We start from the raw sequence: 22223 nt of genomic DNA, 5'->3' as shown, positions 1-22223 counted from the left end.
GACCATTCGGGCCCGCATGGTCGCGAGCACCCCAGCGGACCGATTCGACGGCGCCGAGTGGCGACACCCGCTGCGGCCAGGGCGATTTCGTGGGTGGTCAGAGCGAGTCGCGCGAGTCGGTGCCGGACGATAGAGTCCGGGCATGAGGCGCAAGCGAGGAACCTGGGTCGGCGCTGTCGCGGCGTTGGCGCTCACCGTGGGAATGGCCACAGCCTGTTCGTCCGATGAGGACAAGGCGGATGGCATGTGCGCGACGGTCCCGAACGGCACGCCGGTCGCGGCGGCCTCGGCGGGTCCGGCGGGCCGCGGCAGCCAGGATCTGAGCACGAATCCGGAGATCGCGAGCGGGTACCGCTCCGGCATGACGCCGGTGCGCACGCACAGCTTCGCGGTGTCGACCGCGAACCCGGTGTCGACGAAGGCCGCCTGCGAGGTGCTGCGCGACGGTGGCACCGCGGCGGACGCACTGATCGCGGCGCAGACGGTGCTCGGACTGGTCGAACCGCAGGCGTCCGGCATCGGCGGCGGTTCGTTCCTGCTCTACTACGACGCGAACACGAAATCCGTGGACGCCTACGACGGCCGCGAGATCGCCCCCGCCGCAGCGACCGAGAACTACCTGCGCTGGGTCGGCGACACCGATCGGGCCGAGCCCAAGCCGAACGCACGTGCCAGTGGTCGGTCCATCGGAGTGCCCGGCGTGCTGCGCATGCTGGAAATGGTGCACCACGACCACGGCAAGTCCGGGTGGCGGGACCTCTTCGATCCGGCCATCGGACTGGCCGATCGCGGATTCCCGATCAGTCCACGCCTTGCGGGTCAGATCGCGGAGTCGGCGAAGGATCTCGCCGTCGATGAGGGCGCCAGGGCATATTTCCTCAACCCGGACGGAAGCCCCAAGCTCGCCGGCACCGTGCTCACCAACCCTGCCATGGCGAAAACGCTCGGCGCTGTCGCCGCCGACGGCGCGCAGGCCTTCTACACCGGCGCCATCGCCCGCGACGTCGTCGACGCCGCGGGCCGGTCCTCCGGAGGGCGCACCCCGAGCCTGATCACGACCGGGGACTTGGCCGCCTACCAGGCCAAGAAGCGCACCGCGCTGTGCACCGGCTACCGCACGCACGAGGTCTGCGGCATGCCGAGCCCCTCCTCCGGCGGGATCACCGTCGCCGCCACGCTCGGCATTCTGGAGAACTTCGATCTGGCCGCCATGCGGCCGGACAACATCGACCGCAATGGCGGAAAGCCGGACGCCCAGGCAGTCCACCTCATCTCGGAGGCCGAGCGACTCGCCTACGCCGACCGTAACAAGTACGTGGCCGACACGGACTTCGTTCCGCTACCCGGTACTTCGGCTCAGACACTGCTGAACAAGGACTACCTGAAGCGGCGCGCCGGGCTGATCAACCCGAACCGCAGCATGGGCACGGCACAGCCCGGCGACTTCGGCCCGGTTCCAGTCGGCACCAGCCCGCAGCCGCCCGAGCACGGCACCAGCCACATTTCAGTGGTCGACAAGTACGGCAACGCCGCGGCCATGACCACCACGGTCGAGTCGGCGTTCGGTTCGTTCCACCTGGTCGACGGCTTCGTGCTGAATAATCAGCTCACCGACTTCAACGCCGACCCGCTGGGCACCGACGGCGTGCCGGTGGCCAACCGAGTCCAGCCGGGCAAACGTCCACGCAGCTCGATGAGCCCGACACTGGTGTTCGACAAGACCGCCGACGGCTCGCGCGGCGAACTGACCCACGTCGCAGGTTCCCCCGGCGGTTCGGTAATCATCCAGTATGTGGTGAAAGCCCTGATCAACATGTTCGATTGGGGTCTGGACCCGCAGCAGGCGGCCTCCGCGGTCGCCTTCGGCGCGGCGAACAGCCCAACCACCGGCGTCGGCGGCGAGCACCCCGCGGTCGACGCGACCGACAACGGCGATCACGACCCGCTCGTACTCCGGCTCCGTGAACTCGGCCATCAGGTCTCGGTCGCGCCACAGATCAGCGGTCTCAGCGCGCTCAGACGCGACGGCGCCGATAGCTGGATCGGTGGCGCCGACCCCCGCCGCGAGGGGGCGGTCCTCGGCGACACCCACTGAACAGCTTGCACCGAACCCATGGCCCGCGCGGTGACTTCTATCGTGTGGGACATGGTCAAAGCCCCATAGGTTTGCCAGCTGGACCAGCCCCTTTTGTGCTGTAAAACGCCGCGGTGCGCAAATCCCGGAACAGCGGCGAGGCTTTCGCGGCCGCCGATCGCTGCCGGATGTAGGTCATCAGCGGATCGTCGGCGAAAGTCTCCGCCAGAATGCACGCACCCGGCGCCAGCGAGACCGATTCAGCGTCGAAACCTTCGTACGGCGGACGGAACAGCGGGGACAACATCCGCGCCCGGGCGCGTACCGATCACTCGTTCCCGGAGTATTTCGCGCCGAGTTCGCGCAGCCGGGCCATCGCCTGCGCGGCATGCTCCTTGTCATTGGAGCGAATCGCCAGCATCGGGACGTAGTCGTCATCGACCAACTCCAGGCGCGCCCAGGACTTCCGATCCGGGAACGACACGCCGCGGATGTGGTCCCACCCGAAATCATTGTCACCCAAAATGTTCCGCACAGACACGCCGCGCGACCCCACCCGCACCCTCGGCCTCGTGAGCAGCAGCACCGCCGCCGCACCGAGCAGGCCGATCCCGATCATCGCGACCTGGTCGGCGAAGCGGAAATTCACGCCGGTCGACCCACTGCGCAACCAGACACCACCCGCGGTGAACCCTGCCGCGATCAGGACCGCCACAATCCAAGCCGTCCGCACCGCGCGCCGCGGACGCACCTCGAACTCCCAGACCGGCGAATCGCTTTCCGCCGCGTGTGAGCCGATGCTCCTGCGGAAGATACGGACGACCGGCATCGGCTACGCCGACTGCCGCAGGGCCCGCAGCGTCAGCGCGGCATCCAGCGCCGCGGCGGCCGCCTGCTCACCCTTGTTCTCGTGCGAATCCGGCAGCCCGGCCCGATCCAGCGCCTGCCGCTCGTTGTTGGTGGTGAGCACCCCGTTCGCGACGGGCGTACCCTCGTCCAGCGAGACCCGGGTGAGCCCCGCGGTCACCGCATCGCAGACGTACTCGAAATGCGGTGTATCACCCCGGATCACCACACCGAGCGCGACCACCGCGTCGTGCGCCTTGGCGAGCTCCTGAGCCACCACCGGCAGCTCCATCGCGCCCGCGCAGCGCACCACCGTGATCCGGTGGACGCCGGCATCCTTGGCCACCCGCTCCGCATTCGCGAGCAGCGTGTCGCAGATCTGGGTGTGCCAGCGCGACGCGACGATGCCCAAGGTGAGGTCCTTGGCATCCTCGAGCGCGAAAGTCGGTACGCCGGTACCGCTCATCGATGTCCGCCTTTCCGGTCCGGGAGTTCAGTGTGCCGTCTCGCCGAGATCGAGCTCGTCGAGCCCGATCAGGTCGTGGCCCATCCGGTCACGCTTTGTTCGCAGGTAACGGAGGTTCTCCGCGTTGGCGCGCAACGGCATCGGCACCCGGTCGGTAATCCGCAGGCCATAGCCGTCCAGACCAACGCGCTTGGCCGGGTTGTTGGTGAGCAAACGCATCGAGCGGAGACCGAGGTCCACCAAAATCTGCGCGCCGGTGCCGTAGTCGCGGGCATCTGCGGGTAGGCCGAGCTCCAGATTCGCGTCGACCGTGTCGTGGCCGGAATCCTGCAGCTGGTAGGCCTGCAGCTTGTGCATCAGGCCGATACCGCGCCCTTCGTGCCCGCGCATGTACAGCACAACGCCGCGGCCCTCGGCGGCGACCATCTCCAGCGCGGCGTCCAGTTGCGGACCGCAATCACAGCGCAGCGACCCGAACACATCGCCGGTGAGGCACTCCGAGTGCACGCGCACCAGCACGTCCTCACCGTCGCTGATGTCGCCGCGCACCAGCGCGACGTGCTCGACCTCGTCGTAGATGCTCTGGTAGCCGACAGCCATGAACTCGCCGTGCGACGTGGGAATACGCGCCTCCGCGACCCGCACCACATGCTTCTCGTGCTTGCGCCGCCACGCGATCATGTCGGCGATGGAGATCAGCGCGAGCTCGTGCTCGTCGGCGAAAACGCGCAACTCCTCGGTGCGGGCCATGTGGCCCTCATCCTTCTGGCTGACGATCTCGCAAATCACACCCGCGGGCCGCAGTCCTGCCATCCTCGCGAGGTCCACGGCCGCCTCGGTGTGGCCGGGACGACGAAGAACGCCACCGTCCTTGGCGCGCAACGGCACCACGTGGCCCGGCCTGGTGAAGTCGTCGGCCTTCGCATCGGCGTCGGCGAGCAGCCGCATGGTGGTGGCCCGGTCGGCGCCCGAGATGCCGGTGGTGACACCCTCGCGCGCGTCCACCGAGACGGTGTAAGCGGTGCCGTGCTTGTCCTGGTTCATCGCGTACATCGGCGGAAGCCCGAGGCGATCACAGTCGTCACCGGTGAGCGGCACGCAGATGTACCCCGAGGTGTAGCGGATCATGAAGGCGACCAGCTCCGGGGTGGCCTTCTCCGCCGCGAAGATGAGGTCGCCCTCGTTCTCGCGGTCCTCGTCATCAACGACGACGACCGCCTTACCGGCGGCAATGTCGGCGACTGCGCGCTCGATGCTGTCGAACCTGGTCACGTCTGCTGTGCTCCATCTCGAAATAGGTGCCTCACCACAGTACTGTGTTCAATTTGCAGCGCCTGCGGCGCTTGCGTGTTCGCGGCCCCCTCTTGGCTCGTGTCCGAGCGGGCGAGACTCGCGACTGCGTCGCATGCGCTTCGCCACTCGGACACGAGCCGGGCCGCGAACGGCGCTCGTGAGGCTCGCACTCGGCGGGGCTGGGAGTGCGGTGACTGGGCTGTTCGGGCATTGTTTTGGGGCGGACGGGCGAGGCTCGCGACTGCGTCGCGTGCGCTTCGGGCGCGAGCGGGCCGCGAACGGCGCTCGATCGCCTCGCGCTGTGGTGGTACCGACAGAGCACACCGTGCAGACCGCGGGCCGTGCTGCGGCCCGGCCCGCGGCCGGGGCGGATACTCGCTGATCGGGCGGCCACTTTTGGGCCGTTCGTACGCGACAGGCCGTTCGTACGCGACAAGCGAGACCGCAACGGTCTCCCGATGGTGTCGCGCTCTGAGGTGGCGTGGGCTGTGCTGAGCCGAACGAGGTACGGGGCCGCGTCGTGACATGCAGCCGGCCGGACGAGACTCGCGACTCCGGTCGAACACGAGCCCGGCCACGAACAGGGCTCGAGACGTTCGCGCCCCCTCGCAGAGCGAACGAGGCCGAGCGGATCGGACACGACTAGCCGCGTTGTTGGAGGCGTTCGACGTATTTGGCGATTACGTCCACTTCCAGGTTCACGGTGGTGCCGACGGTGGCGAAGCCGAGGTTGGTCAGCGACAGGGTGGTCGGGATCAGGGAGACCTCGAACCAGTCGCGGCTTCCTTCCTCGGTGGGCTCGTCGGAGACGCCGAGACCGGCGACCGTGAGTGAGATGCCGTCGACGGTGATCGATCCCTTTTCCACGACGTAGCGAGCGACATTCTCGGGCAGGGAGATCCGTACCACGTCCCAGTTCTCCGACGGGGTGCGCGAAAGCACGGTGCCGGTGCCGTCGACGTGGCCCTGCACCAGGTGGCCGCCGAGCCTGCTGTTCAGCGCGGCGGCGCGCTCCAAATTCACCTTCGAGCCGACGTCCAGCTTGCCGATGCTGGAGCGGTTCAGTGTCTCCGCCATCACGTCGACAGTGAAAGACTCGCCACCGACCACCTCGACGACAGTCAGGCACACCCCGTTCACGGCGATCGAATCACCGTGTCCGGCATCGGAGGTCACCAGCTTGCCCTTGATCGTCAGCCGCGCGGCGTCGGCCAGCTGCTCGCTGGCGACGATCTCGCCGAGTTCCTCGACGATGCCTGTGAACATGTGCCCTGACTCCCTGTCGCGTCGTTGTCTTCCGGTTGCGGAACAGCGCGGGTCCCGGCCGCTATTCCCGCCGCCCCCTCAGCCTAACGACGCCAGCGGACAGCGGCCTGGCCGATCGAAGCCCGGCCCTGCCGGGGAGACCGGAAGCAGACCGCAGGGCGAGCAAGTCGCACTCGAACAAGCACCCGCCATCGAAAGCGGAACAAAAATTGCCCACGCATGCCGAAATCAGCGCCGATCGCAAGAAGAAGATTCCTATTCAAGCCTATTTTCGTTACCGCCCGATCAATTTCTTCTCCGGTGCGTAACGTTCGATTCATGCGTGCTACCCCACCGAAACACGCTTATAACGTGAATTAGCACACAGGCGGAAATAGAGGCGATATCGTCATATATCTGATGCTTCCCGTTCAACTTCCCGCAAGAGCAGTTCGATGCGGAGCGGTTGAACGCGGGGCCGCAGTACACGCCCAGGAAGTTCGTCCCAGGATGTCCACAACTCGAGAAAGCCGAAAACTACAGTGGGCCACATCAAGTTCGACACAGTTGGGGGCGCGGTGTGACCGCCCTTCTCGATTCGGCGCTGGAAGTCCGCTGCTCGCAGTATCGCCGCGAATTCGATCTGCCCGCAGCGGTCGATCCCACCTCGCGCCGCATTCTGTTGCATATCGGCACCGATTACGGCGCCATCACGATGCCCGCCGATCTCGGCGAACGAGTGCAGCAGCGGCTGGTCCAGGCCGGGATCGCCGGTCCGGTCGTCGAACATCCGCGCGCCCGGCTCTGGACATTCCTCACCGGGCCCGCCCGGCGCGACACGCTCGGCACCGGCGTCTCGGCCCAATTGTTCCGGCTGTATGCCACGGTCGCGTGTACCGGCAGCCAGGTCGTGCTGCCCTCGCCGGAGGACGAGCGCACCGGCTACCGCACCTGGATCCGACCACCGGAGGTTGCGGCGACCCGGCCGCCGCTCAGCGCCGTGATCGAGGCGACGAGGGAAGTCGGCACGCGGAAAGTTCGCGTCGTGTAAGAAGTTTCAGAGCGTCCGCGCCGAGGCCGCCGTACTGCGCAGCGCCTGCACGGTCGCCGCGGGATCTGCGGTGTTGTAGACCGCGGACCCGGCGACGAAGCAATCGACACCCGCCGCCGCGGCGGCCTCGATGGTGTCGGCGTTGATGCCGCCGTCGATCTCGACCACCAACCGCAGCTCGCCGGAGTCGACGAGGTTGCGCACGATGCGCGCCTTCTCCAGCACGTGCGAAATGAACGACTGCCCGCCGAAGCCCGGCTCCACGCTCATCACGAGCAGTGTGTCGAACTCGCGCAGGATCTCCAGATACGGTTCGATCGGCGTATCGGGCTTCACGGAGAGCCCGGCCTTGGCGCCCGCCGCGCGGATGTCGCGCGCGACCGCGATCGGATCGTCGGTCGCCTCCGCGTGAAAGGTCACGTTGTAGGCGCCCGCCTCGGCGTACGGCGGCGCCCAGCGGCCCGGGTCATCGATCATGAGGTGGCAGTCCAGTGGGATGTCGGTCGCCTTCAGCAGGCTTTCGACCACGGGAAGACCGATCGTGAGATTCGGCACGAAGTGCGCGTCCATCACGTCGACATGCAGCCAGTCGGCGCCCTTGACGGCCCGCGCCTCGTCCGCGAGGTGTGCGAAGTCGGCGGACAGGATGGACGGGGCGATCATCGGGACGGCCGGACGCGTGAAAGTCGGGGTGGACACAACGCGGCAGTCTAACGGTCGGCAGGGTTGCCCGGCGCGGGAGTGGGTAGCCTGCATAGGGTGATCAATATTTCGGCGGAACAGGGGCTCTACAGCACCCCGGTGGAGATCCGGGTGGCCGCATCGGTGACACAGCTGCCCATTGTGCGTGGGCTCGCCGAAACTCTCGTCCTACTCAGCGATTTCACGCTGGACGAGGTGGCCGACATCCGGCTTGCCGTCGACGAGGTCTGCTCGACGCTGATCGCGGTCGCGGCACAGGAAACCAGCCTGAACTGCCGATTCACCGTCGGTGACACCGAGCTACTCGTCCGGGTCGACGGGATCGCGGAGAAGCCGGGGCTGCCCGACCAGCGCAGCTTCGGCTGGCATGTGCTGCGCACGCTCACCGACGCGGTGGACGCGACACAGGATTCGTTCGATTCGACGGTTTCCGGGTATCCGACGAGGGTCGAGTTCCGTCGGCTCCGGGGGAAGGCGTAGTGACCGACGAGGAAACCGTGTCCGAATCCCAACGAGACGACGACGCCGACACGCTGACCACGGAGGACGCCGCCGAAGAGAGCGAAACCCTCGAAGCAGCGGGTGCGGTCCCTGGCTACGACGATGTCGGACTGCTCTTCGGGCAGCTCACCACCAGCGAGCCGGGCACCGCGCGACACACCGCACTACGCGCGGAACTGATCAGCCGCTGTATCCCGCTCGCCGACCACATCGCACGCAAGTTCAGCGGACGCGGCGAACCGTTCGACGACCTCACCCAGGTGGCCAGGGTGGGGTTGGTGCACGCGGTGGACCGCTTCGACGTCGAGCGCGGATCGAACTTCCTATCCTTCGCGGTGCCGACCATCATGGGTGAGGTCCGCCGCTACTTCCGCGACAATACGTGGGCGATGCGAGTCCCGCGGCGGGTCAAGGAAACTCACCTACGCATCGGCGCGGCGATCGACTCGCTCTCGCAACGCCTCGGCCGCGCGCCGACCGCGAAGGAGATCGCGGCGGAGCTGGACGTCGATCCGGACGAGGTGACCCAGGCCGTCATCGCCGGCAACGCCTACCAGCCGAGCTCGATCGACGCGGCCACGCTCGGTCGCGACACCGAAGCCTCGCTGCTGGACACCCTCGGCGAGGAGGAGTCCCAGTTCGACCGCGTCGAGGAATACGTCGCGATCCGGCCGCTGCTGGCCGGACTGCCCGAGCGGGAACGCCGGATCCTCACCATGCGGTTCTTCGAATCGATGACGCAAACCCAGATCGCACAGCAGATGGGGATCTCGCAGATGCACGTGTCGCGCATCCTCGCGAAAACCCTTGCCCGCCTGCGCGATCAGTCCAGCCGAGAGTGACAGCGCTCAGCCCTGGTCTAGTAGGCGGGATCGCCCGAGGCCGGCAGCGCCTCTTCCTCGGCCATCTCAGAGCGTCCACGCTTGGACGAATGGAACTCACCGCGGCTTGCGGAGCGCGGCCAAGAACATCGCGTCGGTGCCGTGCCGGTGCGGCCACAGTTGCGCCCCCGGCCCGTCGCCGACGTCGGTGACGCCGGGCAGCAGATCGCGGGCGTCCAACTGCTCTGCGCCCAGGCGACGCACGGCATCGGCGACGATCGACACCGTCTCGGCCAGATGCGGGGAACAGGTCGAGTACACGACGACCCCACCCGGGCGCAGCAGATCCCATGCGGCGGCAAGTAGTTCGCGCTGCAGCACGACCAGCTCACGGACATCGCCTGGGGTCCGCCGCCAACGCGCCTCCGGCCTGCGGCGTAGCGCACCCAGGCCGGTGCACGGGGCGTCCACCAGGATGCGATCGTAGCCGCGGGTCAGTCCGCTGGCGCGGCCATCGGCGACGTGGACGTCGACCGGAAGGTCGCGCACCGTTTTGCGCACCAGTTCGGCGCGGTGCTCGGCGGGCTCGACCGCGTCGACCCGGAAGCCGTCGATCGCGGCGATCGCCCCGAGCAGTGCGGCCTTGCCGCCTGGTCCCGCGCACAGGTCGAGCCAGCGGCCGTTGTCTCGGCCATCGAGTGCGGCCCGCGTGAGCGCGAGCGCGACCAACTGGCTGCCTTCGTCCTGTACAGCTGCCATGCCCTCGCGCACCGGCTCGAGCTTGCCGGGGTCGCCGCCTTCCAAGTACACCGCGTACGGCGACCATCGGCCTTCCTCGCCACCGGTCACCAGCGCGAGTTCCTCCGCGGTGATATCGCCTGGCCTGGCCACCAGATGCACGAGCGGTCGGGCGTCGTCCGCGGCGAGCACCTCGCGCAGCTCGCCCGCCCGCGCGCCGAGCGCGTCGGCGAACGCCTGCGCGATCCACACCGGGTGCGCATACTCGAAGGCCAACCTGCCGACGGGGTCGGCGGGCGCGAGCGCCTCGACCCATTGCTCGGTGGTCCGCTCCCCCGCCCGCCGCAGCACCGCATTCACGAAACCGGCCTTGCCCGTGCCGAATTCGGCGCGGGTCAGGGCCACCGAAGTGTCGACCGCGGCGTGCGCGCCGATCCTGGTCCGCAGCAGCTGATAGACACCCAACCGCAGTACGTCCAGCAGCGGCCCGTCGATCTCCTCGATCGGCCTGCCGGCGCCCTCCGCGATCACCGCGTCGAGCAGTCCGAGCGACCGGCACGTGCCATAGGCGAGCTCGGTCGCCAAGGCCGCGTCCCGCCCGGACAACCCGCGGTCCCGCAGCAGAGCGGGCAGGACGAGATTGGCGTAGGCGTCGCGTTCGCGCACCGCACGCAGCACGTCCCTGGCGACCGCCCGCGGCGGATCGACGTGCCGGCCAGAGCGGTCGGCACCCCGCGCGCCTTGACGCGCAACAGTTTTCGGCTTCGCGGTGTCGCGCGCCGGGCGCTGCTCGGCGGCACGATCTGCTCGACCCGCCGTCGCCCGCTGCCCTGTGGAGGCACGCCGTTCGTCACGGCTGCGCCCGCCCGACTCGCCCTGGCCGCCACCCCGAGAACGCTGCTCGGCGGCGCGCGACTGCCCGGTGCCGTTCCGGTTCTGCGTCACGCGCTTCGGACGTTCGCCGCTGTCAGCCGAATTCCGCTGCTGTGCGCCACTCGGCTGCGCACCCTTGGCGCGAGCCCGACCGGTGCCGCCGGACCGATTCGTACGCTCCGCCGCGGCATCCCGTTCACCGCCGCGCCGCCCACTGCGTTGGCTGTCTTCGCCACGCCTGTTTTCGCGCGGGTTCACTCGACCACCGCGCCAGGCCGCAGGCGCGCACCACGCGCCCAGTCGAGGGCGGCCATCATGCGCTTGCCCTGCGGCTGAACCTGATCCAGCCGCACCGCGGTGGTCGCGGTGCCGATGAAGACGCCGGTCTTGCGGACCTCGATCGCCCGTTCCGGCAACACCTCCTCGACCAGCTCGACCGGGCCGAGCTTGAGTCGGGTGCCGTCGACCTCGGTCCACGCCCCCGGCGCAGGAGTGACCGCGCGTATACGTCTGCCGATGGCCAGCGCGGGCTGATCCCACCGGACGTGCCCCGCCTCGACACCGACCTTCGGTGCGTAGGAGACGCCGTCATTGGACTGCGGAACCGCTTGCAGCGACCCGTCTTCCACACCATCCAGGGTTGCCTCGAGCAGCCGGGCGCCACTGTCGGCGAGACGCTCCAGCAGCGTACCCGCGGTGTCGGTAACGGAGATCTTCTCGGTTACCATGCCGAACACCGGGCCGGTGTCGAGTCCGACCTCGATCTGGAAGGTCGACGCGCCCGTGATCTCGTCGCCAGCGTCGATCGCCGCCTGCACCGGCGCGGCCCCGCGCCAGGCGGGCAGCAGCGAGAAATGCAGGTTGATCCAGCCGAACCGGGGGATATCGAGCACCGGCTGGGGCAACAGCGCACCGTAGGCCACAACCGGGCAACAGTCCGGCGCCAATTCGGTGAGTTGTGCAATGAACTCGGGCTCGGATGGCCGCCGCGGCGTGAGCACCGGAATGCCGTGCTCGTCGGCCAGCCTGCCGACCGGGGACCTGGTCACCTTGCGACCCCGCCCCGCCACCGCATCCGGCCGGGTGACCACCGCGACCACCTCGTGGCGCCCCGATTCCAGGAAGTGCCGCAGCGACGGCACTGCCGGATCGGGTGTCCCCGCGAAGACGATGCGCATCAACGGCCCATACCGAACGGGTTGGGCTGGCCCGTTCCACTCATCGACCGCGCGGGCCGCACCGTCAACCCCGCGGAGAACCAATCGGATTCGCGGATGGTCCGCATCGCTTCCTTACGCTCGGCCGGGTCGAGGCGATCGATGAACAGCACGCCGTCGAGGTGATCGGTCTCATGCTGCACGCACCGTGCGAGCAGACCCTCTGCCTGCCACGTGACCGGCGCGCCGTCCAAGTCCACACCGGACGCGCGCACGCGCCGCGCGCGCCGTGTGTCGTAACGCACGCCGGGTATCGACAGGCAGCCCTCCGGACCGACCTGCTCCTCGTCACCGATGACCTCCCACTCCGGGTTCACCAGGTGTCCGGCGGCATCACCGGTGTCGTAGACGAACACCCGCAGCCCGACCCCGATCTGCGGCGCCGCCATGCCGACTCCGCCGTCGTCGTGCATGGTCTCGGTCAAGTCGTTCACCAGCTGTCGCAGGTCGCGGTCGAACGCGGTGACCTCCGTGGCGCGGGCACGCAGGATGGGATCGCCGAACAGGCGAACGGGCTGAATGGTCACGGCTGGCTCCCGGAAGCGGACGAACACGGTCGTCTCATTCTAGTGAGACGCCGCGGATATCCCCGATTCACCGGGCAGAAGCTGGTAGAACTCCTATGCGGTCCGGGCGGGGTGTAGGAGCCCCCGCCCGGCCGCCCGAAACGACCTCGTCAGCGCGCCACCACCGAGAGCACGGCGTCCGGGTGGAGTATGGCGGCATAGTGTGCCTTCAACCTGCCGAAACCGGATGAGTACCGCACAATACACCGATGGCTGCAAGCAAGAACAAGGTTCCACCGCTGCCCGTGATCCGGGTCGTCGAGCGGATTCGCGCCGCGTTGACAGTACTGAACCGGAAGCTCGCGCCCCCGCCCCTAGCCCTGTTCGAGATGATTGCCGCCGCCTCGACGGCACAGGCCGTCTGTGCTGCTGCTCAGCTCGGCATCGCCGACGCCTTGGCCGCCGGCCCGCGCGACCTCGTAGATCTGGCGGCCGACGTCGACGCCGATCCGGACTACCTGCGGCGACTGCTTCGCTGGCTGATCAGCCAGGGCATCTTCACCCAGCACCCAGACGGAACCTACGGTCTGACACCGCTCGCCGAACCCCTACGCGGAAACGCGCCAGTGTCCATGCGCAATTTCGCGCTGTTCATCGGGTCGCCCCAGCATCGCCAGTACTGGTCATACCTGAGCGATGCGGTGCGCACCGGAACCGCGGTGATTCCCGAGGGCATGGATGGTCTTCCGTTCTTCGATTACGTCCGCAAAGACCGTGAATTCGGTGCCGTCTTCGACGGCGCCATGACCAGTATTTCGGAGTTGATGCTGGAACCGATGCTGGCCGCCGGTCAGTTCCACCGATTCGGAACGATCGTCGACGTCGGCGGTGGTCGTGGCAGGATGCTCGCCGAGATTCTCGCCCGAGCACCCCAAACCCGCGGCATTCTCTTCGACCTGCCCGAAATCGTTGCCGACGTGCAAGCACCAGACCGGTGCACCGTCGTCGCCGGTTCCTTTTTCGACACAGTTCCCGAGGGCGGTGACGCCTATGTTCTCAAACACATCGTGCACGACTGGGCCGATAGTGCGGCGGAGAAGATCCTGCGCACCGTACACCGTGCCATGACCGGGTCGGCACGACTGCTGTTGCTGGAAATAGTTCTTCCCGAAGGAAATCGGCCGCACCGGGGCAATTTCCTCGATCTGGAGATGATGGTCAGCGCCGGTGGTCGCGAACGTACCGAACGGGAATTCCGCGAGCTTCTCGCCGCCGCGGGATTCGAGTTGGTCCGCATAACCCCCACCGCCACACCCGACAGCATCCTGGAAGCGCGCAAGGCTGAGTGACCAGGTCAACAGCGTTTGGAGCTGCTGTGAGTTCGTCGTCTTCCCCTCGCCGGGCCCTGCTGATCGGCGCCGGCATCGGCGGACTTACCCTCGCGATCGCGCTCGCGCGACGCGGCGCCACCGTCGAAGTCCTCGATATCAATCCGGACCGCAACGTCGCCGGCTGGGGCCTCAGCCTCACCGGACCGAGTCTGCGAGCTCTCGATGTGCTCGCCCTCGCCGACGAGTGCATCGCCGCCGGATACGGAATCACGGCAATCAGCAACTGCGGCTCGAACGGCGAAGTGCGCAACATCATCCCCTTGCCGCCGCTGCTCGGTCCACAGCGCCCCAGCCAGATCGGGCTCGGTCGGCCGGCGCTTTACGACATCCTGTGCGAGGCTGCGCTGGCAGCCGGAGTCGTGATCAGCTACGGCCGCACGATCGACGGGCTGCACGACAACGGAGAAACGGTCCAAGCCATCGTCAGCGACGGCAGTGAGCGCTTCGCCGATGTCGTCGTCGGTGCCGACGGGGTCCATTCCCGGGTGCGGTCACTGCTCGGCATTCCCAGCAGTTCGCGGTACATCGGGCAGATGGTGTGGCGGGCTCTCGTACCTCGCCCGGGCTGGGCGACATCACTGCACACCTTCGCGGGCACTGGAAACAACGCCGGGCTCGTCCCGATCGCGGACGACCGAGCGTACGTCTTCCTCACCGAGAACCAGGCGGAACCTACCCCGATACCGGAGGACACCCTGGCCGACGGGATGCGGGAGCTGCTGGCTCCGTTCAGCGGGCGAGTCGCCGAGGTCCGTGACCTCATCACCGATTCGGCGTCCGTCGTGCGGCGGCCTGTGGAGGTGGTCATGGTCGAAGGCCCATGGCACCGCGGCCGCACCGTGATCATCGGCGATGCCGCGCACGCGCCCTCACCGCAATTGGTCAGTGGCGCCGCTCTCGCCATCGAGGACGGCCTTCTACTCGCCGAGGAATTGGCCGCAGCGGCCGACGTCGAGAAGGCATTGGTCGCCTTCACACAGCGGCGGCTGGAGCGATGCCGACTGGTAGTCGAGTCCTCCGTCCGGATCGCCGACCTCGGCCGCACCGGCAGGCACGCCGAAGCGGACGAAGTGCAGCAGCGATGCCACCGATCGATGGCTGCGCCGGCGTGACCACATCCGACCGCGTAGAAAGCGACCCGCGCGGCTTCCGTAGAGGTGGTAACCGTCGGGCCACCGACGATCAGATCGGCTGACCCGACCTCTGAGCGACTCGAATTTTGCTCACGGTCGGGGACGGCCGTAGAGGAAGAGATCTTTTCAGTATGGGGTCGGTCGACATCCGGTTGACCCGACAATTTCTGGCACATGTTCAGGTAGTACCGGAACGAGGAATACTGCTCCGGTGGCCACGTTCGGCTTCCGGAGGCTGTGCGCCCAATCGCACATCCGGGGCGTCGACACCGGGCCGGGCCAGCCGATCTCCGGACCGGAACTCGACCTCGGCATTGCCCTCGCTGTCCACGGCGATTCCGAAGACCCGCGAAATGCCCTGTGCCTCACGCCTGGCCACCCACGCATCGACATCCTCGTAGGTGCGCTCCACCCCGTGTTCGTCGTTCTCGCGAACCACCAACCGACCCTGCTCATCGAACTCGACGGCGAACATGTGCCCCATCCGGGGCGCGCGCTGGAAGATCAGCGCACCGGCCACCGCACCGCGACCGTTGCGCGCATGATCGACCAGCTCCGACAACGATTCGAACCGCCGCCAATCGGCATCCAGCGCCGCTGCTACCGCCCCTTCGGTCACTCCCGCCAACCGCACCGTCTCGGTGTCGATCAACTCGACGGCGGACACGGCCTTTCCGTGCCGAGCCCGGAACAGCCGAATCCGGCGCACCACCGGAATTGCGCAATTCAGTGGCCCGGTATGAGGTTTGATCAGTGCGGCAGTGCGTAGGACGGCCACCACGTCACCGACCAGTATCCCCAGGTGCACACCGACATCACCGATATCACGCAACGGCACTGTGGCCAGTTTCTCGAAGACCCGGTCGGTCGCCTGGCCGGCATAAACCGGATTCCGCAGTAGTCGCAGCAGTCGGTTGAACACCGCCCGCTCGAATTCCTGCCGCGCGGCGGCAGCTCGATGAGCCCCGAACAGCAGTGACGCCAGAGCCGCGCCCGGTTCGACATGGTCAGTGGCACCGTCGGTCGACGTGGGTTTCTTCTGATAGCCAAGATGAGCAATGGCGGCACGAACCCGACCGTCGGCTTCGCTGTTCGACAACCGACCACCATTGACAATGGTATGCGCGCTGGTGCGGCTCACGCCGGCTTCACGTGCGATATCGGCCAGAGTCACCGCAACCGCCGGATTCAGCAGGCCGAATTCACGATAGCGTCTCTGCACCGGTAGCGGGACGGCATCGCAGAGCAGATGAGCTACCCGACGCGCACGGGAATACAGGGCGCGCTCATTGGTCTCGGTCGCCTTAGCCAGCGCGACCACCGTCTTTTCTTCTTCGAAAACCCATCTGTAACAGGCAAGTTCGTTCTTCGAGAACAGTGCGACACAATCCACCAGCAGTTCCGGATCATGTTTGACGGCCACTCTGGCCAGAAGCATCGCATCCTCGTCGCTGCGCGGCTTACCCTGAGAAAGGATCTGCGCCAGAGCTTTCGCGATCCGGGTCCGGTGGATGTAGACCGCGTTGAGTGACCGACCGGGCTGCAGTCGGGCCACCTCCTTGACGTCTTTGCCTTCGACGAACAGCCAGGTCGCAACCTGCTGATCGGTTGCAGGCAACTGTCGAACAGCCTCCCCCAACTGGATTTCCGATGCCGTCTCGATCGCTCGCAGGGCCCACGCCTTTTCACGAGTTCGGCTGCTGCGATTGTCTTCACGATTACGGAGAATCTGCTCGGCCAGCGCCGGAACTGTCGCCGTATCCAGCTGACCCGAGTCCTCGCTGTCACCGACTTCGTCCAAGGGGGTTTCGACATCCGGATCGCGCCCATCGATCCGGGCCTGGTAGTAGCTGCGCACCTCGGGGTCGAGGTCGAAGCCGAGTTGATCAGCCACCGTGAGCAGTCGTTTCGCGGTGTCCAGGCTGACATTCGGATCCTTGGCGGACATCCGCCATATCGTCGTCCGGCTGGCGCCGGCGGCCCGTGCCCACGCGGAAATCGACACGGTGGGGTCTGGGCGGTCGCGATGGAAATCCCATACTGCCGGATCCACCTCGAACCCCCGGCGCTCGACAGCCGCGAGTGCCCGCAATGCGGTCCCCTTGGCCACATCCAGATCACCGTTCACGGACCGGATAACGGTCACCCTGGATATACCGAGCTGCTGAGCGATCTCGTCCAGCACCCCAGATAACCCGTGCTGCTGAGCGATCCCGTCCAGCGGAAACGCTGGTGTGGCATACCGCGACCGCGGCGGAACGGCTGCAAACCCCGGCACGGGGCTGTCCGGATGCTGGACGTCGTAGAGCGCGGGAAGATCGTCGTCGATATCGATCGGTGGGTATCCGACCTCCATCTGCAGTCTGCGGGTCAACTCCTCGAGCAAATCACCGTCCAGTTCCCGCAGCGTGTCCTGGTCATAGCTGAACCGCAGCTGTTGCCGCTTCGCCCATTCAGCCATCACACGCCCGGATTCCGCCCGCGGCAGGCCACTGGCGAATCGCTGCCGTAGCCATCGCCGCTGCAAGGGTTTCATCCGGTCCAGGCACCGCTCCAGTACCTGCGGATCCGCATCGAGCAATGCCCGGAATCTCGGCGACCCGGATGTCCAGCCCGCCGCCACCGCGGTCGAAAGCCGCGCTCGGAATTCCTCGAATCTCAGCTGCTCCGGCGACATATCCTCGGACAGAAACGATTCCAGTGCTCTCAACACTTCGCCGACAACTCGCGGCAGCCGCCCGGGCACCCCGAGGTTGCGCGCCTCGACCTCGATCACGTCCCGCATCCGCGTGCGCACCGCTGAATCACTTGCGATCACTGTCGCGTCGGAACCCGGAATCGACTGCGGCTCACTGAATTCCGTTACATCGACCGGCTCGGAAGACGGAGCGGGGTCGGCAAGTCTGCGGTAGAATGCCCGCACTCCGGGCAGTCCAATCCCTTTCGAGGCGGCGACCGCCAATACCCGCAACACAGTCGCCGTATCCACCACCGGACTGCAGCGCAGTACGCTCGCCACCTCGGCTTCCGGCACACCCGCAGCATGTGCCAGCGCGGCCACATCCACCCGTGCCCCGACCATGAACCGCCGCTTGCCTTCCCGGGGTTGCTGTCCGGGCTGGAGTTTGTCCATCGGCTCGCCGTCGGCGAAGAGGAACGCTTCCACTGCCATGACGTCGGCTGGCTTCGGCCAGTCCGCATACGGCGCCACCACTTCCCGATGGCCGTCGAACTCCGACACCCACACCTGGCCGTCGTCGCCGAGGAACAGCACGAACACATGCCCGCCCTCCGCCCCGTAATCCACCACCCCCAGCACCGTCTTGCCCGCTTCGGCCTCGGCGGCCAACTCGTCCACCGAGTCGAAGTCGCGGGTGTCCGCGCCCAGCGCGTCAGCGACCTCATTCAGATCCACCCCGGCGGCAATTACCTGCTCCGCATCGACCCGCAACGGACGCCGCAGCCGAATACCCCGCTGCTCCAAGAAATCCAAGGCCACCGGTGCACACAACCTGGGACCGCCGCCGGCCCGATGCTCGATCAGGCCAGGGAACACGACGGCGTCCGGAACATTGGCGCGCCGCTGATGAACTCTCCGCGCCGACACCGGGATCTCCAGGCCCACCGCGTCGGCGGCCGCGATCACCCGAAGCGCGGTCTCGGGGCTCATCCTCTCTTCGCCGTCGCGAATCGCCGACACCGTCGTCCGGCCCACCCCCAGCGCCCGGGCGACCTCGGTTACCGGCACCCAGTGTGGCTGTGCCTCCCAGAAGAGGCGCAGCCGCGGTGGTACCACATGCCCCAGCGCCTCGGTCACCGCGAGCACCCGTAACGCCGTCGCCTTTTTCACCTGTTGGGTGTTGCGGTCGAAGACCATGCCCACCGTGGTGTGGGACCGGCCGGCCGCGCGCGCTATCTCATTGACCGGCCACCGGTCCGGCTGGGCCTGCCAAAACTCCTGCACCGACGATGGTTGTTTCCTGCGGCGTGGTGACTGCCCGGGCGCGAGCGGATCCTCCGGGCCGTCCGTGCCGAAGACGATGCCTTCCACCGCCATCGCACCTATCGGTTTCGGCCAGTCCGCATACGGCGCCACTACTTCCCGCTGACCATCGAACTCCGACACCCACACCCGGCCGTCGTCACCCGGGAAAAGCACGACATACCCGACCACGGCCCCGTAATCCACAGCCCCCAGCACCGTCTTACCGGCTTCGGCCTGCTCGGCAAGCAAACGCACCGAATCGAAATCGCGGGTGTCCGCGCCCAGCGCGTCCGCCACGACGGTCAGGTCCACCCCGGCGGAAATGACCTCGTCGGCGTCAATCGACAGCGGATGCCGGAGCCGAATGCCTCGCTGCTCCAGGAAATCCAAGGCCACCGGTGCAGACAATCGCGGGCCTGCGCCTGCCCGGTGCTCGGTCAGGCCCGGGAAAGCCACAGCGTCCGGCACACCGGACTGCCGCTGGTAGAACCGCCGTGCCGACACCGGGATCTCCACCCCCACCGCATCGGCACCCGCGATCACCCGGAAAGCCGTCTCTGGGCTCACCTTCGCCTTGCCGGAGCGCACATTGAACACCGTCGTCTGGCCCACCCCTATCACCTCGGCCGCTTCGGCTACCGACACCCCATCAGGCCGCGCCTCCCAGAACAGACGCAGCCGCGGTGGCACCACATAGCCCAGCTCGCCGACTACCGCGAGCACCCGCAACGCCGTCGCCCTGCTCACATGCCGGGTGCTGTGGGAAAACACCCAGCTCACCGTGGTGTAATCCACGCCGGCCGCCTGCGCTACCTCTTCCCGCGGCACCACATCCGGCTGAGCTTCCCAAAACGCCTGTGCCCGCTCCCGCGTCAGCGCCCGCCTACGCGACCTATATCCCAGCTCGTCGGCCACTGCGAGCACCCGCAACGCGACCGCCTTGTGCACCCGGGGTTTGCAGGCGAATACCGCACTCACCGTGTCCGGATGCACACCGGCCGCCTGCGCCAATTGATCCCGCGACACCGTCCGCGGTCCCGGTGCGGACTCGCGCTGGTGCTCGGCCGTCAGCTCGGCGACCACCTGCGTCCGCGTGTTCTGTCCCGGACGCAGCTGAGCTTCCCCGGACTCACGCACCAACGGCCACCGTGACACGTACCCGAGCTCCTCGGCCACCGCGAGCACCCGCAACGCCGTCGCCTTGCCCACGTCATCGGGTTTGCAGGCGAATACCGCGCTCACCATGTCCGGATGCACACCGGCCGCCTGCGCCAATTGGTCCCGCGACACCGTCCGCTGTCGCGGTACGGACTCGCGCTGGTGCTCGGCCGCCAGCTCTGCCACCACTCGCGGCAGTAGTGCCCGCACGTCCTGTCCCGCACGCAGCCGAGTCTCGGACATCCGCTGGAATACCTGGTCGGTCATCTCGACGGCAATCTCTGGGGACACCTTCAGCAGCCGCATCAGCTGTTCGGAGACGATATGCCCCCACTGCATTCGAAGTCGGGCCGCCTGGACCGAACCGAAGGCCCGCGGTTCGCCCGCACCCAGGTTTCCGCTCCTGACCACAGCGGGCTTGTCCGCCATCCGCAGTACTGCGGGATTGCTGTCGTCCGGCTGCTGCGCATTCGGATCGCCGGCCGTCGAGGAACCGAAATTCGTCATCCCCGTCACCGCCGTGTGCGATGGCGTGCCGTCGACAACCCCCGGACCGCCGATACGGACCCGGCCATCGGACGGGCCCGGCGGCGGCGGTAGGGATTTCGGTCGAGTCCCGCCGGCCCTGCCGTCGCCACCGTCGTCCGAACCCCAGCCCTCGCGGGCACCGATCCGCACATTCGGACCGCCTCGCTTCGGCGGCTGGCCGCCCAGCGGGTGTTCCGCCTCGCCACCGCGCTCGAACACGATCGCATTCACGTCTGCCACCCCGTGCCCGGCGCGGACCGCCCAAGCATCCAGATCCTGCTCACGCACTACACCGCCGTCGACGGTGTTGTCGAACACCACTATCTCGCCGAGCCGCAACCCCTGCCTCGGGAACTGCTGCTGCAGTTCCTCGGTCACCTCGACCACGGCGAATGCATGCGCGCCCACCACTTTCCCCCGATGAACCACATCCATCGCCCCGGCGATCAGCCCGCCGTTCTCACGCATGTGGGCGATCGCCGCCCGCAGTCCCTTCGCTCCCGTGCCGATCGGCTCCACCCGCCAATCCGCATCCAGGCCTCGCGCGAAATCCGCCCCGGTCATACCATTCGCGGCGATGTCCTCGTCCACCGTTATCGGACGCACCCCCCGGCCGGCCACCGGCCCCAAGGCGGTTTTGACGATCTTCTGCACCCAACTGCCACAATCCTTCGGCCCCTCCCTCCGCAGGTGCGCAACCACTTCGTCCCGGTCCGGAAGAAGCTCGTAGAAACGGCGCACTTTTGCCGCCATCGGGTAGCCGAGCTCGTCCGCCGCAGCCAATACCCGCCGTGCCGTCGCTTTACTCACCAACGGACTGCATGCCCGTACCCGTACCACGGTGGACCTGGTCACCCCGACCTCGTAAGCCACGTCCTCCGCGAACACCCGTTCGGGCTGAGCCTCCCAGAACTCCCGGTCCTCCGGTATGCTCCCCCACTCCAACCGCTCGGCCTCCGCCAACACTCGCAATGCGTTACGTTTGCTCACCTGCCCCGTACTGCGCGTGAACACCCGGCTCACAGTCGACTGGTCCACACCGATCGCGCGCGCCAACTGCTCCTCGGTCATGGGCGCCGACCTTGCCAATGGACGGGCACCGATATTGGTGTCTTCGAAATCGACGCCAATTCCGGCGGAGGATTCCTCGCCGGGGCCCAGCGGGTGCTCGGCGGTGCCGTCGGCATTGAGGACGATGCCGAAAACGCCGACCACGTCGGGTGGATGTACCCACTCCTCGAAGTCGACTACGCGACCGTCTTCTTCCACTACGACCCGGTCGCCTTCCAGGCGCACACACACCGCGTGACCGCCGATGGTGCGGTCGGCGAAACCGTCGAAGACCATCATCGCGATCACCGCACCGCCATGGGCGGCAACATGGGCACGGACGTCGTCCATGGATGCGAAGCCGCCCCTGTGCAGGTCGGCGCGGATCAATGTCGGCGCGACGCGCATCGCGGTTCCCGCGGAGCCGGGGCGGAACTGGGCCAGTTCCGGAGGAATTTCGGCACCTACCGCGGTCAACGCGGCGCGGGCGGCGTCGTTGAAGCAGGTGGCCAGCGGCTGCGGTCGGCGCTGGACATCCGCCGGGAGATAACCGGTCGCACCCTCCATCGTCCCCTCGGCGAGCACGGAGTCGGCCGTCGCACCGGCCAGGTCCACCAGACCGGCGCCCAGGCCACGATCCAGATG

Annotated in this window: 16 protein-coding genes (1 of these 16 only partly in view); 6 read left to right on the top strand and 10 right to left on the bottom strand. The window is 67.4% G+C overall.

The features are described from left to right. The first annotated feature begins 142 nt into the window (after positions 1-142). Entirely contained in the window at positions 143-2095 is a 1953-nt protein-coding gene (locus AB4Z47_RS07675) for a gamma-glutamyltransferase family protein (protein ID WP_441949050.1), read from the top strand. 55 nt (positions 2096-2150) lie between these two features. On the opposite strand, the gene AB4Z47_RS07670 is transcribed toward AB4Z47_RS07675, so the two are convergent. The 5 genes from AB4Z47_RS07670 to AB4Z47_RS07650 form a co-directional block, all read right to left on the bottom strand. Continuing rightward, positions 2151-2381: a hypothetical protein gene (locus AB4Z47_RS07670; RefSeq protein WP_441949049.1), complete on the bottom strand. Its 231-nt coding sequence runs from the start codon at positions 2379-2381 to the stop codon at positions 2151-2153. 21 nt (positions 2382-2402) lie between these two features. Beyond that, positions 2403-2903, bottom strand: a complete 501-nt coding sequence (locus tag AB4Z47_RS07665) for a PH domain-containing protein (RefSeq protein WP_441949047.1) — start codon at positions 2901-2903, stop codon at positions 2403-2405. A 3-nt stretch (positions 2904-2906) separates the two neighbouring features. Beyond that, on the bottom strand, positions 2907-3386 hold the full coding sequence (ribH, locus tag AB4Z47_RS07660; RefSeq protein WP_441949046.1) for a 6,7-dimethyl-8-ribityllumazine synthase: 480 nt from the start codon (positions 3384-3386) through the stop codon (positions 2907-2909). Between the two features lie 27 nt (positions 3387-3413). Next, the gene (locus AB4Z47_RS07655) at positions 3414-4658 is read right to left on the bottom strand and encodes a bifunctional 3,4-dihydroxy-2-butanone-4-phosphate synthase/GTP cyclohydrolase II (RefSeq protein WP_441949044.1); all 1245 of its coding nucleotides are present in this window, start codon (positions 4656-4658) and stop codon (positions 3414-3416) included. A gap of 663 nt (positions 4659-5321) precedes the next feature. Continuing rightward, positions 5322-5945 carry a riboflavin synthase gene (locus AB4Z47_RS07650; protein ID WP_441949043.1) on the bottom strand — a complete coding sequence of 208 codons (624 nt, stop codon included), beginning with the start codon at positions 5943-5945 and terminating at the stop codon, positions 5322-5324. 559 nt (positions 5946-6504) lie between these two features. Here AB4Z47_RS07650 and AB4Z47_RS07645 point away from each other — a divergent pair. After that, positions 6505-6975, top strand: coding sequence for a hypothetical protein (locus AB4Z47_RS07645; RefSeq protein WP_441949042.1), 471 nt, complete (start codon positions 6505-6507; stop codon positions 6973-6975). A gap of 6 nt (positions 6976-6981) precedes the next feature. Here the strand turns inward: AB4Z47_RS07645 and rpe are convergent, their stop codons facing one another. Further along, positions 6982-7638: a ribulose-phosphate 3-epimerase gene (rpe, locus tag AB4Z47_RS07640; RefSeq protein WP_441949157.1), complete on the bottom strand. Its 657-nt coding sequence runs from the start codon at positions 7636-7638 to the stop codon at positions 6982-6984. Between the two features lie 96 nt (positions 7639-7734). Here rpe and AB4Z47_RS07635 point away from each other — a divergent pair, with 96 nt between their 5' ends. Together AB4Z47_RS07635 and AB4Z47_RS07630 are read left to right on the top strand one after the other, a co-directional pair. Continuing rightward, positions 7735-8157: an ATP-binding protein gene (locus tag AB4Z47_RS07635; RefSeq protein ID WP_441949040.1), complete on the top strand. Its 423-nt coding sequence runs from the start codon at positions 7735-7737 to the stop codon at positions 8155-8157. After that, entirely contained in the window at positions 8157-9020 is an 864-nt protein-coding gene (locus AB4Z47_RS07630) for a SigB/SigF/SigG family RNA polymerase sigma factor (RefSeq protein ID WP_441949039.1), read from the top strand. The genes AB4Z47_RS07635 and AB4Z47_RS07630 overlap by 1 nt, the downstream gene beginning before the upstream one ends. Positions 9021-9116: 96 nt before the next feature. Here AB4Z47_RS07630 and AB4Z47_RS07625 read toward each other — a convergent pair whose 3' ends face one another. From AB4Z47_RS07625 to def, 3 genes are all read right to left on the bottom strand, one after another. Continuing rightward, positions 9117-10682 carry an RsmB/NOP family class I SAM-dependent RNA methyltransferase gene (locus AB4Z47_RS07625; protein ID WP_441949037.1) on the bottom strand — a complete coding sequence of 522 codons (1566 nt, stop codon included), beginning with the start codon at positions 10680-10682 and terminating at the stop codon, positions 9117-9119. Positions 10683-10864: 182 nt separating this feature from the next. Then, positions 10865-11788, bottom strand: coding sequence for a methionyl-tRNA formyltransferase (gene fmt, locus AB4Z47_RS07620; RefSeq protein WP_441949035.1), 924 nt, complete (start codon positions 11786-11788; stop codon positions 10865-10867). Beyond that, entirely contained in the window at positions 11788-12354 is a 567-nt protein-coding gene (def, locus tag AB4Z47_RS07615; RefSeq protein WP_441949034.1) for a peptide deformylase, read from the bottom strand. The genes fmt and def overlap by 1 nt, the downstream gene beginning before the upstream one ends. Before the next feature lie 248 nt (positions 12355-12602). On the opposite strand from def, the gene AB4Z47_RS07610 reads away from it, so the two are divergent. Both AB4Z47_RS07610 and AB4Z47_RS07605 read left to right on the top strand, forming a co-directional pair. Further along, positions 12603-13682 (top strand): methyltransferase, encoded by a 1080-nt coding sequence (locus AB4Z47_RS07610; protein WP_441949032.1) that lies wholly within the window; start codon positions 12603-12605, stop codon positions 13680-13682. 26 nt (positions 13683-13708) lie between these two features. Then, positions 13709-14836 (top strand): FAD-dependent monooxygenase, encoded by a 1128-nt coding sequence (locus tag AB4Z47_RS07605; protein ID WP_441949030.1) that lies wholly within the window; start codon positions 13709-13711, stop codon positions 14834-14836. Positions 14837-15035: 199 nt separating this feature from the next. On the opposite strand, the gene AB4Z47_RS07600 is transcribed toward AB4Z47_RS07605, so the two are convergent. After that, a protein-coding gene (locus AB4Z47_RS07600) for a LacI family DNA-binding transcriptional regulator (RefSeq protein WP_441949028.1) crosses the window boundary here: on the bottom strand, positions 15036-22223 show its final stretch. The gene runs 57366 nt beyond the window's last position; the window shows 7188 of its 64554 coding nt (coding positions 57367-64554); the start codon falls outside the window, past its right edge — the gene reads right to left on this strand; it ends in the stop codon at positions 15036-15038.

Source organism: Nocardia sp. 2TAF39 (genome assembly GCF_052114905.1).
In the GTDB taxonomy this organism is placed as follows: Bacteria; Actinomycetota; Actinomycetes; order Mycobacteriales; family Mycobacteriaceae; genus Nocardia.
This window is presented reverse-complemented; position numbering and strand designations above follow the sequence as displayed.

Bases quoted from the DNA above. Each gene is read 5' to 3' on its own strand.
- AB4Z47_RS07675 (WP_441949050.1), top strand. From the start codon at position 143: ATGAGGCGCAAGCGAGGAACCTGGGTCGGCGCTGTCGCGGCGTTGGCG.
- AB4Z47_RS07670 (WP_441949049.1), bottom strand. From the start codon at position 2,381: ATGTTGTCCCCGCTGTTCCGTCCGCCGTACGAAGGTTTCGACGCTGAA.
- AB4Z47_RS07665 (WP_441949047.1), bottom strand. From the start codon at position 2,903: ATGCCGGTCGTCCGTATCTTCCGCAGGAGCATCGGCTCACACGCGGCG.
- ribH (WP_441949046.1), bottom strand. From the start codon at position 3,386: ATGAGCGGTACCGGCGTACCGACTTTCGCGCTCGAGGATGCCAAGGAC.
- AB4Z47_RS07650 (WP_441949043.1), bottom strand. From the start codon at position 5,945: ATGTTCACAGGCATCGTCGAGGAACTCGGCGAGATCGTCGCCAGCGAG.
- rpe (WP_441949157.1), bottom strand. From the start codon at position 7,638: ATGATCGCCCCGTCCATCCTGTCCGCCGACTTCGCACACCTCGCGGAC.
- fmt (WP_441949035.1), bottom strand. From the start codon at position 11,788: ATGCGCATCGTCTTCGCGGGGACACCCGATCCGGCAGTGCCGTCGCTG.
- AB4Z47_RS07610 (WP_441949032.1), top strand. From the start codon at position 12,603: ATGGCTGCAAGCAAGAACAAGGTTCCACCGCTGCCCGTGATCCGGGTC.